This window comes from Pirellulales bacterium, from assembly GCA_035546535.1.
Taxonomy (GTDB): Bacteria; Planctomycetota; Planctomycetia; order Pirellulales; family JACPPG01; genus JACPPG01.
The window spans coordinates 46798-61302 of sequence record DASZWQ010000143.1 but is presented as its reverse complement, the minus strand read 5'-3'; the positions used below and the strand labels follow the sequence as shown (position 1 = coordinate 61302).

Below are 14505 nucleotides of genomic sequence, written 5' to 3'. Positions count from 1 at the left end.
ACATCCTGGCTCGTTATGGTATGACTCACCCTTGAACGCATGGCTCCCTCCTTGGAAGTGACCTGCTGGACACAAGTCATGTACAAGAGGAGCCTTGCGTTCACCTATATCAATCCGCCAAACTTGGCACTACTGTCATTTCTTTTCCAGGTGTCCGCCGAATTCGTAGCGCATGGCCGAGAGCAGCTTGTCGGCGAATTCGTCGTCGCCGCGCGACGTGAAGCGCTGATACAGAGCGGTGCTGAGCACCGGGGCGGGCGCTCCCTCTTCGATGGCGGCCAGGATCGTCCACCGCCCTTCGCCCGAGTCGGACACGTGGCCGGTGAACTTTGCCAGTTGCGGATCCTTGGCCAGCGCCGCGGCCGTGAGGTCCAACAGCCACGAGGCGATCACGCTACCGCGCCGCCAAACTTCGGCCACGTCCGGCAGGTTCAAGTCGAACTGGTAGTGCTCGGGATGGCGCAGCGGCGTCGTCTCGGCGTCGACTTCGCGGGTGCGTTTGCCAACATTGGCCTGCTTCAAGATATTCAGCCCTTCGGCGTAGGCGGCCATGATGCCGTACTCGATGCCGTTGTGAACCATTTTGACGAAGTGGCCCGCGCCCGACGGTCCGCAGTGCAGATAGCCCTGCTCGGCGGTGCCGCCGAGCTTTTCGCGCCCTGGCGTCCGGTCGATCGAACCAATGCCCGGCGCCAGCGTTTTAAAGATCGGGTCAAGCCGGGTCACGGCCGCGTTCGGTCCACCGATCATCATGCAATAGCCGCGCTCCAGCCCCCACACGCCGCCCGAGGTTCCGACGTCGACGTAATGAATTCCCTTCGGCGCGAGGTCGGCCGCACGTCGCATGTCGTCGATGTAATACGAATTGCCGCCGTCGATCAGAATGTCGTCCTTGGCGAGTCGGCCTGCCAGGTCCTTGACCGAACTTTCCACGACCGCGGCTGGCACCATCAACCACACGGCCCGCGGCGCGGAAAGCTTGTTGAGAAATTCATCGATCGACGTGGCGGGCGTGGCACCTTCCTTGGCCAACTGCTGCACGGCTTCGGCATTGCGGTCGTAGACCACGCACTGGTGCCCCCCCTTGAGCAAGCGGCGGACCATGTTCGCCCCCATGCGGCCAAGACCAATCATTCCAAGTTGCATGGGATTCTCCTTTTGAAAAGTGGGCAGAAGGCAGTCGGCAGCGGGCAGTGAAGAAGGACGTCGGTAGCCGGTAGTGAGTGAAGAAGTACGCGTTGTTGTGATCCATATTTAGCCGCCGGGCTCGCCCGGCGCTCCTCACCAGACTAGCGTCCGCGAGAAGAGCGCTCGGCGTGCCGCTGGTGGCTTTTCCAGCAGTGCAGAACGATTTGCAACGTCGTCGCGTGGACAACACGCTAGCGTTTCCGCAGCGACCTGGCAGCGGGCTCGTCCAACAGCCACGTTAGCGTACCATATTCCGGCAGCACGCCGGCAGCCGGGCGTCGCTCGAGCGGTGCATGATTGTCCAGCACGTCGCGCACTGCTTCGGCTTTATTGGCGCCCGAGACGAGAAACATTACGTGCCGCGCAGCATTGAGCGTGGGAAACGTGAACGTCACCCGGTCGACCGGCGGCGGCAACACGCCCGGCGGACTCGAAGTCACCCACGCCGTCTTTTCCTGCAGAGCCGCGGCGCCCGGAAATAATGACGCGGTATGACCGTCGTCCCCCAGGCCGAGCAGAATCAAATCAAAAATCGGCGGCGGCCCACTCTCGGGCAAACTGAAAAAACCGGCCAATTGCCGCTGGTATTTTGCGGCGCTGGCGGCCGGCGTAGCGCGATCAGTTGGCGCGGGGAACACGTGATCCGCGGGAATTGGCGCGGCTTCCAAGAGCGCCCGGCGTGCCATCGCGTAGTTGCTGCGGGCGTCGTCGAGTGGCACAAACCGCTCGTCGCCGAAGAAAAGCCACGACCTGGCCCAATCGATTGTGCCGGCTAGCGGAGCGCGCGTGAGTAATCCGTACGTTTTTTCCGGCGTGTGACCGCCGGCGAGGGCCATCGTGAACTGGCCACGAGCGGCGATCGATCGGGCCGCGATATCCACGATCTGCCGCGCGGCGGCAGCCGCCAACTCATCGGCATCGGCCATCACTTGAATTTCGAGGTTCATGACCAATTGCCGCGACGTTGAAAAAAACACGACCGTGAGGCCTCGACCTGCGAGACGACGATCGAACAATAGCCCGAAGCGCCAGCGAGGGTTTTTGTCGAGCGGAAAAAGTCCCTCGCTAGCGCTTCGGGCTGGAATGGACGACCGTTATTCGCCGCAGGGGCATCTTATCATGCGCCGGCACCGACGCGGCACGGGTGGGACAGGCCGGTAGCGCATGCACGTTTCTGCTCGCAGACGCGAGTCGGTGAAGACCGCCGGGCGAGTCCGGCGGCTAACTGGTGTCACAACGGCGCGCGTTACTTACTGACTACTGCCTACCGGCTACTGACCCGGCTACTGACTACTTCTTCACTGCCATCTGCCAACTTTTTAACGGCTACTGATACTGCCGCTCGCGCATCATAGCAGGGGCGGCAACGGGCTGCGGGGCGAAGAAGGTTTCCGAGATGCCTTCTCCGACCAGGTTGAGCTTGGTCTGGAACTGGTCGAGGTACTCGTGCAGCCCCTGGTTGATGATATCGCTGACTTGCGTGTAATCGAGTTCGGCCCGCAGGCGGCCCAGCCGTTGCTCGGCCGGATTGGCGAACGTGCCGTGATCGCTGCCGGTGATGCGGTGCAGCGAGTCCTCGGCCCCTAACAGGCAGAAACGGATCGATCGCGGAAAGTGCCGATCGAGAATCAGAAAATCGACGACCGAGCTGGGCGTGATCCGTCCGCGGCTTTTGCGATACATCTCCAGGGCGCTTGCCGATTTCAACAGCGCGGCCCACTGGATGGTATCGAGCGGCGTTCCCACGTCGCGAATCGTGGGAAGCAGGATGAAGTATTTCACGTCCAGGATGCGCGACGTCTTGTCGGCTCGCTCCAGGAGCAATCCCATCCGGGCGAAATGCCACGCTTCGCCGTGCGACATCGTGGCGTCGGTGATACCGGCCAGCAAATGGCTGCTGGTGATGATCTGATCGAAAAAATCATGGGCTCGCGACATCGACCAGTTGTGCGAGGCGCCGCGCACCATGAGATAAAACTTGTTCAGCTCCAGCCACATGGCCGAGGAGATGATCTCGCGGACGCTGCGGGCGTTTTCGCGCGCCGCACGCAGACAGGAGACGATCGAGTTCGGGTTGTCCTTGTCGAACGTCAGGAAGTCGATCACGTTCTTTTGCGTGGCGACTCCGTAACGCTCGATGAATTGGTCGTGATCGCCCGTTGTGGTGACCAGCGGCTCCCACTGATTGGCGAAGCCGTTGTTCGTGAGGCCGAGCGTCAGGTGCAGGTTCACCTCGATGAACCGCGCGACGTTTTCGGCCCGCTCGATGTAGCGGTTCATCCAAAAGATCGAATCGGCGACCCGGCTCAGCATGTGGCCTCCGCCGGCACGGCCGTAGGCGCTGCGTTGTGCGGGTAACCGTCTTCGGCGCGGGTGCCCAGCACCCAGGTATCCTTGCTGCCGCCGCCTTGCGAGCTGTTTACGACCATCGAGCCCTTTTCCAGCGCCACGCGGGTCAAGCCGCCCGGCAGCACGTAAATGTCCTTGCCGTACAAGATGTACGGTCGCAGATCGACGTGGCGCCCTTCGAACGTCTCGTCGACGATCGTGGGCACGCGGCTGATCGACAGCATCGGCTGAGCGATATATTTGCGCGGCTCGTGCGAGATCAGATCGCGGAACTTGTCGCGCTCGCTCTTCGAGGCCATCGGGCCCATCAGCATGCCGTACCCGCCCGACCCATTGGCTTCTTTTACCACGAACTTGTCGAGGTTCGCCAGCACGTGCTCGCGATGTTTGTCGTCCGAGCAGACGAAGGTCGGCACATTCGACAGTAGCGCGTCTTCGCCCAGGTAGTAGCGGATGATCTCGGGCACATACGCGTACACGGCCTTGTCATCGGCGATGCCGGTGCCGGGAGCGTTGGCCAAGGCCACGCGGCCATTGCGATACACGTCCAGCAGGCCCGGCACGCCCAAAAGCGAATCGGAGCGCAGCTCGCGCGGGTCGAGGAAATCGTCGTCGATACGGCGATAGATGACGTCCACGCGGCGCAGGCCGTGCGTGGTGCGCATGAAGACGTAGCCTTCGCTGACCACCAGGTCCGAGCCGGTGACCAGCTCGATCCCCATCTGCTGCGCCAGGAACGAATGCTCGAAATAGGCCGAGTTGTACACGCCCGGCGTCAGGAGCGCCACCACCGGGTTTTGCACGCCCTCGGGCGCCACGTATTGCAGCGTTTCCAGCAGCCGGTCCGGGTAGTCGTCGACCGGGCGGACGCACAGCCCTTCGAAGACTTGCGGAAAGGTGCGTTTCATGACTTCGCGATTTTCCAGCACATACGACACACCCGACGGGCAGCGCATGTTGTCTTCCAGCACGTAGAAGCTGCCGTCGGCGTCGCGCACCAGGTCGATGCCCGAAATGTGGCACCACACGCCGCGCGGCGGGTTCAAGCCGGCACAGGGGGCCAGGTAGCACTTGCCCGAGTGCAAGAGCTCTTCGGGCACGACGCCGTCGCGGACGATCTTTTGATCGTGGTAGACGTCGTCGATGAACAGGTTCAGGGCCGTGATGCGCTGCCGCAGCCCTTTCTCGATGCGCTCCCACTCGTGCGCTTCGATGATGCGCGGGACGATGTCGAAGGGCCACACCTTTTCGGTGCCGGCCTCGTGGCCGTAGACATTGAAGGTGATGCCCATGTTCAAGAGGGCCAACTCGGCGGCCTGCTGGCAATTCTTGATCTCGTGCAGGCTGAGAGCCTCGATCTTTTGCACGAGCAAGGCGGCGCCAGTGCGGGGCTGGCCGCCCGATTCGAACATCTCGTCGTAAAAACTGCCGGTGTCGTACGCATCGAAACGCATCTGCGGAAATCCTCCGGTCTTGCAAGCCGCGCGATCGGATGATCCGCCGCGTCGACGTCGTGTGCTGCGGGAGAATACCGATCTCATTCCTTGAACCCTGAGCTTGCCCGGGATGCGGACCCTCGGCCACGCACAAGTCTAGGGCGCAGTTAGAGGTCCCCAAGCAGGAAGCTCGGGCGGGCGATGCGAAGTGGCCGGATTGGATATCGGCATGGGCCGCCGACTCGCGTCACTCGGCCGGCGTGCGAAAGCAAGCCAATGACGCGGAAATCCTGCCACGAAGCCTGAGTATAGCAAAGCCAGCAGCCGTTGAAAGGCAAGACGCGCAGAATGGGAAAACGCCGGAAAATATCCGCCGCAGCAGGCAGCCTTGCGCTGTCGACGCCAGCTTGACAGTGCCGACCCGAGCCGCGTTTGCAGGGGCAAGCCGTCCCGGTTCGCGAGTCGACCATGGCGCCAAGCGCGTTTAGGGACGGAAATCTCTCGCAGCACGTTCCGCGCGCTCGAGCCCGTCGCGCGCCTTGGTGTCGGTCGGATCCAGGTACAGGGCGCGGGCAAACGCAGCGGTGGCTTGCTCGAGGTGCCCACGCTCCAGGTAACGCTCGCCGGCGTCAGCCAGGATCGCGGCCCGGGCCTTGGCCATTTCGGCGACGGTCCGGTGCTCGGTCGCCGCTTCGGCATTTCGTCCTAGCTTCTGCCACACGTCCGCCAGCGCGCGGTGCGTGTCGATGTCGGCCGGTTCTTTGCGGAGCGATTGTTGGAGTAGATCGGCCGCTTCTTGGAATCGCCCCTGCCCGAAGCGCACCATGCCAAGTGCGTACAGGGCATTGGCATCATCAGGCATGGCTTCGAGCGCGGGGACCAGTTGCTGTTCGGCCTCGGCATAGCGTCCCGACTTCATCAGCGCGTAGCCCAACCCTTTGCGCGAGGGGATATTCTCGGGTGTCAGCTTCACCGACTTTTCGAAATACTTCGTGGCGCGGCCCAGCTTGTCATCGTCGTCGTTCCCTTGGACCACGTCGGCCAACAAGAGCGCCGCCAGGTTTCCGTTAGTTACCGAGTCGTCGGGCGCAAGTTCGAGCGCGCGCTCGGCCAGCGCGTACGCCTCTCGCTTGCGTCCCACGGTGATGAAATGCATCGACAGGTTGGCGTAAGCGGTCCAACTGGTTGGGTTCTTGGCGATCGTGTCGGCGTAAAGAGTTTCCAAGTCGAAATAGATGAATGTCTGGCAGAACGTCAGAACGGCCAACGGCAATAGCAGCAGCGACGAGAAGAGGAATCGGGCGCCTCTTCGCGCCTGCGCGGCGCGCTCGAGCAGCGGCGCTAGCCCCGCGGCCGCCAGCGCCAAAAGCGCGATGCCCGCGTGATACTGAAAATGGTCGGCCACGAACGAAAAGCGAAACGGGTAAACGTCGAAAAAACCGAGCGCCGGTGTCAGCACGCCGGCGAAAATCAGTACCGCCGCCAGCGGCCCGCGCCCGATCCGCTCTCGCGATTGCCACAGCGCGATGATGACCGCGACGCCGGCCAGCGGAAACAAGTATTGCCACCACACGTGCGCATCGATCGAAAACCGCGGATAGAAAAACGCCAGCGGGTAAGGCCAGGCCAGCTTCGCGGCGTAAAACCACAACACGCGCCCGGCCAAGAGCAGGCGATCCATGGGCGTGAGCGACCATTCTTCGCCGGCGGCGCCGACAAAATTCTTTTCCATCCACACGGTGACGAGCCCCAGCCCGATGCCGGCCGCAAAGAAGGGAACCAGCGGCAGCACGTCGGCGATCGCGATGCGGCCCCGCTTCCACCAGATGATTACCAGCACAACGGCCGGCAGCGTCACGACCACGGTCTTGCTCAAAGCCGCCGCCACGAAGAGCGCGAATGATACCGTGTACCAGCGCCAATTCCACGGGACGGACGCAGTCGCACGAATGTTCTCCGTAGGGCTTAACGGTGCGAAGCGCAAATAAGCCAGTAGCGAAAGCAGAGCCAGCGGCAGCGATAAGACGTTCTTTCGCTCGGTGATCCAGGCGACCGATTCGACCTCGACCGGGTGCACGGCGAAGAGCGCCGCCGCGAGCCAGGCCCCGGGCACCTCGAGCCGCAGAAGCAGCCGCCACACCAGGAACGCACTGGCCGCGTGCAGCGCGATATTCACCGCGTGAAATCCGAGCGGATTGAGTCCCCACAAATGCCGCTCGATCCAAAACGTGGTGTGAACGAGCGGATAATACTGCGGGACCGCTCCCAGCTCGGACCAGATGCGCCGCAAACCATCGAGCGATTCCAGCGTGTGATTCTTGGTGACGTACGCGTCGTCGTCCCAGATGAAGTCGCAGCGCAAGGCGTACGCGTAGCTGACGAGCACCATGGCCACCAGCGCCGCGCCGGCCGCGACTGTCTGCCAGCGCGATGTCTTCGCGGGCAGCCGGGCTTCTTCCGGCGGCCGCGCGGCCTTCGCGCGGCTCTTACTGTGCGCCGGAACACGAGCCATCGATCGAACCTCGCCGGAGGGCTGCACAAGACGAGCGCCACGGCGCAACATCCGCCGCAGCGCGCGAAAAAGCCTCGCCGCGTTCGAAAACTCCGCTGCGAGGCCTGGTTTCTGACAAAGCTGGGGAACTAGGATTTGAACCTAGACTAACTGGTCCAGAGCCAGTCGTGCTACCGTTACACCATTCCCCAGAATCGCTCCCTAAAATCGGCGGACCGGAGCAACAATACCGTGGACCGGCCCGTCGATTGTGACCTTTCAAAGACTAGAGGGGCCTGGAAAACGAGTCAAGGCCGGCAGCCGCGCCCGGCGCGAGCCGCTAATTGCACCCCTCTCGCCTCGGAGAGAGAGAGAGGGCAGGGTGAGGGGGAAGCGTTCGATCCGAGTGGACGCGCAAGTTAATGGTGCATCAGTCTTCACGAGGCTCAAACTCGTCCCGCGCGGATGGCCGTTACCCTCCCCTGGCCCCTCCCTGTCAGGAAGGGGAATCACGCGCCCTAATTCTCGGGCACCAGCGCCACCGCCCGGCACCAGCCGGCGCTGGCCCGCTCGATCTTCACCGGCAAGCACGAGACGTGAAATCCGTGCGGCCGCGGGATCAGGTCGAGATTGGCCAGCTTCTCGATCTGGCAATACTCGCGCGTGATGCCTGCGAAGTGCGCCGGCCAGATGGCCCGCCCGTCCTTCGTGCGGCGAAAATCTTCGATCATGGCCGCGAACGGGCGATCGAGCGTATACGCGTCAATGCCGATCACGCGCACTCCCTGCTCGACCAGCCACAGCGTGCTGGCCCGATCAAGCCCGGGCTGGGCGAAGTACTCAGGCGTGTCGATGCGCTTGTCGGCCCCGGTGTGCAAGAGCACGATGTCGCGCGGCCGCAACTGATAGTCGATCTTTTCCAGTGCTTGTTCGAGGTCGTGTACGGTAATCGCCGAGCCGGTGGGGACGTGCCGCACGTCGATCACGACGCCCGGCGCAAAGCACCACTCGAGCGGCACCTGGTCGATGGTGCGGGCCGGCTTTCCTTCGCTCGTGGCGCCGTAATGATAAGGAGCATCGACGTGCGTGCCCGTGTGCGTGATGGCGTGGATTTCCTCGATGGCCCAGCCCTGTCCCTGGGAATAAACGAGGTCGTCGGGCGTAACACCGAAAAAATGCCGCATCTGCTGCAAACCTTCGCCGGCATGGTCGATGTAGCGTATCGACGCCGGCAGCGGTTCGCTCGCCGCTTGATGCGCGAGCGCCACGCTGAGATCAATGATCCGCACACGGTCGAACATGTCGGGCGTTCTCCTCCGTGCCGACAATGTAAACGAACCGCGGGGGCGCGCGTAGCGGCGTCCGCAACGCTAACAATCGGACCTTTGCGCGCGCGGCAAGAAGGGGACGTCAAACCGCGGTAAAGAATTCAAACATCCCGACCGATGGACCTACTGCTGTTCGCAATTCTCTCGCTCCGGCGCGGCTATGAAGACGAAAACGTCCCATTCTCCGTTTTCGCCGCCATGGCCGGCCGATGCGATCAGCGTTGATCCGTCGCTCGAAAAGCGGCAATATTCGGGCCTCTCTGCGAATTTTGCGAGCGTACAAAGCTCTTGGCCGGTAGTAACTCGCCACAGCCGCAGGGTGCCATCGCTGCAAACGCCCGCCAGCGTGCGGCTGTCAGGCGAAAAGTCCGCCGAGACCACATGACGCGTGGGAACGAGCACCTCTTGAAGCTTTGCACCGGTCTCGGCATCACTGATTTGGATGCCGGTGTCGCCGTCAAACGCCGCCACGTATTTGCCGTCGCGCGACAGCCGCACGTTTCGGTAGTGGTGCGCAATGCCGAGCCAAGAACCGTCATCCGTGTCCAATATGAACACGCTGTCGGGAATGTCCCTATGAAAAGCAATGCCTATCCTTCTTCCATTGGGAATCGCGTCCAATATTGCGCCGTACTCACCTACTAGTTCTTCCGGAAATGGAAATTGCTTGACGATTTCGCCAGTTCGTAGGTCGTATGTTTTCACGTCGCTGGTTGACTCAACGGCGAGCAAATCATCGGCAAGAAAAATCGGGGCACCGTGCCGCGGACCGAGGGTCATCACGCCGTTCGGATTCTCCAGGTCCACCACGGCAACCGCCGGTTTTCCGGACAAGTTTCCGTTGTAACTAGCCCGCCGCTCATTGGGCGAGATCGCATCCAGCCCCACGCTATGGCCCTTGGTGGGCTGCCTCTCGCTGATGCACTGGCCGGTCACTAAGTCATAGATTTCCAACCGGGATTCATCGCCGAAGGAACAAAACACGTGCCGCGTGTCCGGGCATATGGTGACTCTGCCTCCGGGGAGCCGGTGATGGATTTCATTCGGAACCGTGATGTCGTGAATATTGATCGGCCCATTCCACCGGGAGATCGCCAATGATCGCCCATCGGCGGAAAACGCGAGTGCTCCGCGACGACCGGGCCCGAAGTCATGTAATAAACTACCCGTTGTCGTCGAATAGATGCGGGGCGAATCTTCGTTTGCGACCGCGGCCAGCAAGCGCGAGTCGGGCGAAAACGCGCCGATCGCGCGTTCGTATCGACCCTCAGCCAGCTTACGAGTTTCGCCGGAGCCCAAATCGACGAGCATCAGCTTGTTCCACGTCGGCGACCATGCCTCGCCGAAGCCATCGAAAAATGCCAGGTAACGGCGATCCGCCGACGGTATAAGAGTGTTTTTCGTAAATGACCTTTCCGCGATTTCTGGACGTTGCAGTAAAGTGGGCGTGTCAAAGCTCACCTCTGTCGACTGCGGTGGTCGCGTTGAAATATCCCATTGCAGAATCTCGCCATCCCGAAAGCAAGCGACCACCGCACGGTCGTTGATGAACGACATCCCATACACAGTGTTGAGTTCACAACGCCACTCGGATAAACACTCGCGAGTCGCGACGTCCCATAAGCGGAATTCTCCAGCAGGGACGCGCTGATTGTCCTGTTGGCGCGTTCCTGAAACTAGCAGCTTCCCGTCCGGCGAGAAGGCACAGGCTCCTACCTCATGCGTATGTCCAACAAGCTCTCCAACGCATTCCCATGACTTGGTGTTCCATAGCTTGACCAGCTTGTCGCAACTCGTCGTGGCCGCCATTTCGCCATCGGGCGATAAGTGGATCGAGTTCACGCACACATCATGGGCCTTGGTCACGCCAAGTGGCTCCAGTGTGCGGGCATTCCACGTGAACAGGTTGCCTTTATCGGTTCCAGCGACGAGGGCTCGACCGTCCGGCGCATAGACAAGCGAGATAACTGCCTCGTTCGTGCCGGGGCGGTCAATCGCCCCGACGTGCCCGCGCAGTTTTTCTTTGAGAAGCCGCCATTCGAATTCATCCAGCCGGTGGCCATCCTGCCTCAGATCGTCAATGACGCGCCTGCCAATAACCAAGTCGCCGGTCACGTATGCCCGATTAAACTGCGCTACGTTCACTTGCTCCCGCGCAAACGCGTCGCGTTTGGTCAACTCGACGACATGCTGTTCGGCGTTGCGGCGGGCGTCGTTGATGCGAATTGCCGCCACGGTCGAGATGCCGGTCATGCCCACCAGCAGTACGGCCACCAGCCCCAGTAGCGCCGCCACGCGGCGATTGCGCCCGGCCCAGCGTGTGAGGCGCGCGGCGGCCGACAACGGCCGCGCATGCGTCGGTTCGCCGGCCAGGTATCGGCGCAAGTCGGCGGCGAAGTCCGCCGCGCTCGCGTAACGACTGGCCGGATCTTTCTCCAGGCATTTCAAACAGATCGCGTCCAGATCGGCCGGCACATCCGCTCTCAAGCGCCGCGTCGAGGCGGCCGGCTCCATGATCACGCGTCGCAATGTCTCGGCCTCGGATTCGGCGCGAAACGCTGCGCAGCCCGTCAGCAGCTCATACAGAATCGCGCCCAAGGAATAGACGTCACTGGCCGGCCCGACTTGCGCATGATCCGCCTTGGCCTGTTCAGGCGACATGTAAGCCGGCGTGCCGATCAGTGCGCCTGAGCGCGTTTCATCGCCAGCCAGGTCGAGAATCTTGGCCAGGCCGAAATCGGTGAGCTTGGCCACCCACGAGGCGCCCCTCCCCGCTTCTTCGAGAGAGTGTGCTTCGAGCAGCACATTGGCCGGCTTCAAGTCGCGGTGCAGCACACCTTGGCTGTGAGCATATTGAATCGCATCGGCCAGGTCGGCCACGATTGCCGCCGCCTGGTGCGGGCTGAGTGGGGCGTTTCGCGACTCGAGCCGTTCGGCAAGGCTGGGCCCTTCAACGAAGGCGCTGGCGATGAAGCAGATCGGCCCCAGCTCGCCGACTTCGTACACCGGTACGATGTGCGGATGCGTGAGCCGGGCCACGGCCCGCGCCTCGCGCAAAAAGCGCCGTCGCAACTGCGGCGTAATCAGCGTTTCGGACCAGGGGACCTTGAGCGCCACTTTGCGCCCCAGCACCGGATCGTTCGCCAGCAGCATCAACCCTTGCCCACCGCGCCCCAGCACGCGCAGCACTTCGAAGCGGCCGATCACGCCGCGGTTCGCCGTATTGCTCGCGGCGGGGATTGCCGTGTGTTCGAAGGCCGCCAGGGCCTCGGCACTCGCGACGCCGCGCGAATCGGCCGCCGGGCGCGGCGTTTCGGCGTTACCAAAAGGGTTGGTTTGCGTGCTGTCGCGCGGCGCAACGTTCAGCGGACCGATCATCTCGGCCGAGTTGTCATCCTCTGCTACTCTCGCATGTTCCAGTTGTACCAGCCGCTCTTGCAAGCGCATCACGCGCAACAGCTCCTCGGCATTAAGCCCGGCGAGCGACGGCGTCTCACAATCGCCGCCGGTCGTCAGACGCGTGTGCAGTGCCTCGAGCGCGGCGCCAATGTCACCCGCGCTGACGTCATCTTGATAAACTTCTTCGGTGCCGGTCTTTTCTCGATCATTTGCCATCGCGCGACTCCAAGGCTTTTGACAATTGCTCGAGCGCTCGCACCCACAGAGCCCGGGCCGCGCCCGTCGTACGACCCATCTGGCGGCCAATCTCTACGAAGCTCAGCAGCTTCCAATTGCGCAGTTGAATCACGAGCTGATAGTCGGGAGACAGACCAGACAACGCCCGCGAGATGCGGTCGGCTTCTTCACGGGCGGCCGCATGACGGCTGGGCGACTGGGCTCGGCTCGCTCGTTCGCGCATCTGTCGCGCCGTGCTTTTCATGCCATTCAGCGGCACTTCCCGCTGAATCTGTCGTTTGCGAGCGCGAAAACGTCGCCGGGCTTCTTGCAGCTTGTTGAGCAGGATGCCGCGCAGCCACGCCATTAAGGCGTCGCGCTCGTTCCCGTCGAATCGCGCGAACTCTCGCTGCGCGACGACGAACGTCTCTTGCACCAGATCGCTGGGCGCGATCTTCACGCGCAAATCGCGCTCCAATTCTTCGGCCGCGATCAATGCCAGGTACGTGCGGCAGGTTTCGAGCAATTGCCCCACGGCCTCGGACGAGCCCCCGGCGGCGGCCTTGAAAAGTGACCGGAACGACCGGCTGGAGCGGACTGGCTCGGAACGCATCGCCGTGACCCGCAGGATTCAAAAGGATGAGCGGTCGCTGAATGACCAGCTTGCGGCATGCCCGGACCAGTATCGACACGCCGGCGGGCGGATTCAAGTGGTAGGATTAAGAAAGGATACAAGGGGGGCCGTTTATATAAGGATGACTTAAATATTTTCGCGTTTTTTGTAAATGAGCGCGTACGTTCTTAACGCAAACCGCCAATAGGAAAAGGATGTGCACGTTTGCCAGCGACGACACTGGCCGCACCGGTCAGTGGTGCGCGCGGGCGGGGCTGGTTTGCGCTTGCGGACGGGGGGGTAGATGTACTCGCGCGAGCGCTCGACATAAAGCGCTATGTGCCACGTTGCCGAGTCTTCCCCCCTGGTGGCACGGCCGCACCGGCGAGCGTAGATTGTGCGATCGAGCGGGGTGGTGTTTTGAACTCGTAGTGCGTCCGCGCTGCCGCCGCTGGCTCGATCGACGTTTATGTCACACTCGCGCGAAGGTTGGCTGCTTTGATTCCCACCTTGTTTTCGGTCAGCTACGCCGGTTATTGGGGGCAGCACGCGCTCGACCTGATTCCGTTTCTGCGGAAGGCTGCGGCGCTGGGCTACCGGGCCGTAGAGATCGGCGGTAAGCGGCCGCACCTGGCGCCGCTCGATTATCGCGATCGCGCGAAGCTCGACGCGGTGCGCGAAGAAGCCGCGCGGTGGAACCTCGAAATTGCTACGATCGCCGGCTACACCGATTTCGCGGCCGGCCGCGCGACCGCCGACATTCCGCTCGTGGAAATGCAGATCGCCTATGTCGACGACCTCGCACGGATGGCCGCTCTTCTGGGAGCGAAGATCGTGCGCGTCTTCAGTGGTTATTCGCCCGTGACGGAGCATTATCAAAGCGATTGGCGCAAATGCGTCGACGCGTTACGGCAGGCCGCCGATCGCGCGGCCGAACACGGCGTCACGCTTGGCCTGCAGAACCATCACGACATCGGCATCGCGGTCGAGGCCTATGAAGAGCTGCTCGGCGAGGTGAACCATCCGAATCTCAAGGCCATGTTCGATCCCTGGTCGGTCGCGCTGACGGGCGGCGATTTGCGTTCCGCGGCCGAGCGGCTGGCGCCGCGCATGGTGCAGACGACGCTCGCGGATTACGTGCGGCAGGAGCGTTTTGCCTACGATCCGGCGATCGTGAACTATCGTCGCCTCGATCCGCCCGCCCTGCGCGCCGTGCCCCTGGGCGAAGGCTTTCTCGATCTGCCCGCCTTCTTTGCGGGCCTGCGCGCCGGCGGATTCACGGGCTACGTGGCCTACGAAATGTGCTCGCCCCTGCGCGGCGGGGGGAGCGAAGCGAATCTCGACAGTGCGGCCACGAAGAGCTTGGCGCACATCAAACGATTGATCGGCTAGCCGTAGGAAAGGCCGTTGCCAAACGCTTCACGGGTGGACAAGTGCCACCCGTGGGACCTTTGAGCGGAGAAAATCCTGCTTTCTTTTAAGATG

At 62.4% G+C, this 14505-nt stretch carries 9 protein-coding genes and 1 tRNA gene; 1 reads left to right on the top strand and 9 read right to left on the bottom strand.

What is annotated here, in order from left to right:
• Positions 1-135 precede the first annotated feature (135 nt).
• The 9 genes from gnd to VHD36_17075 form a co-directional block, all read right to left on the bottom strand.
• On the bottom strand, positions 136-1146 hold the full coding sequence (gnd, locus tag VHD36_17115; protein ID HVU89047.1) for a decarboxylating 6-phosphogluconate dehydrogenase: 1011 nt from the start codon (positions 1144-1146) through the stop codon (positions 136-138).
• Positions 1147-1379: 233 nt separating this feature from the next.
• Entirely contained in the window at positions 1380-2135 is a 756-nt protein-coding gene (pgl, locus tag VHD36_17110; GenBank protein HVU89046.1) for a 6-phosphogluconolactonase, read from the bottom strand.
• A gap of 379 nt (positions 2136-2514) precedes the next feature.
• Positions 2515-3501: an alpha-E domain-containing protein gene (locus VHD36_17105; GenBank protein HVU89045.1), complete on the bottom strand. Its 987-nt coding sequence runs from the start codon at positions 3499-3501 to the stop codon at positions 2515-2517.
• Positions 3495-4991: a circularly permuted type 2 ATP-grasp protein gene (locus tag VHD36_17100; protein ID HVU89044.1), complete on the bottom strand. Its 1497-nt coding sequence runs from the start codon at positions 4989-4991 to the stop codon at positions 3495-3497. Before VHD36_17100 ends, VHD36_17105 begins: the two co-directional genes overlap by 7 nt.
• A 466-nt stretch (positions 4992-5457) precedes the next feature.
• Positions 5458-7485 carry a tetratricopeptide repeat protein gene (locus tag VHD36_17095; GenBank protein HVU89043.1) on the bottom strand — a complete coding sequence of 676 codons (2028 nt, stop codon included), beginning with the start codon at positions 7483-7485 and terminating at the stop codon, positions 5458-5460.
• Between the two features lie 120 nt (positions 7486-7605).
• Positions 7606-7676, bottom strand: a tRNA-Gln gene (locus VHD36_17090).
• A gap of 306 nt (positions 7677-7982) precedes the next feature.
• The gene (locus tag VHD36_17085) at positions 7983-8765 is read right to left on the bottom strand and encodes a cyclase family protein (GenBank protein ID HVU89042.1); all 783 of its coding nucleotides are present in this window, start codon (positions 8763-8765) and stop codon (positions 7983-7985) included.
• A 150-nt stretch (positions 8766-8915) separates the two neighbouring features.
• Positions 8916-12407, bottom strand: coding sequence for a serine/threonine-protein kinase (locus VHD36_17080; protein ID HVU89041.1), 3492 nt, complete (start codon positions 12405-12407; stop codon positions 8916-8918).
• Positions 12397-13020, bottom strand: coding sequence for a sigma-70 family RNA polymerase sigma factor (locus VHD36_17075; protein ID HVU89040.1), 624 nt, complete (start codon positions 13018-13020; stop codon positions 12397-12399). Before VHD36_17075 ends, VHD36_17080 begins: the two co-directional genes overlap by 11 nt.
• Positions 13021-13518: 498 nt before the next feature.
• Between VHD36_17075 and VHD36_17070 the strand changes: the two genes are divergently transcribed.
• Positions 13519-14412, top strand: coding sequence for a sugar phosphate isomerase/epimerase family protein (locus tag VHD36_17070; protein HVU89039.1), 894 nt, complete (start codon positions 13519-13521; stop codon positions 14410-14412).
• Positions 14413-14505 lie beyond the last annotated feature (93 nt).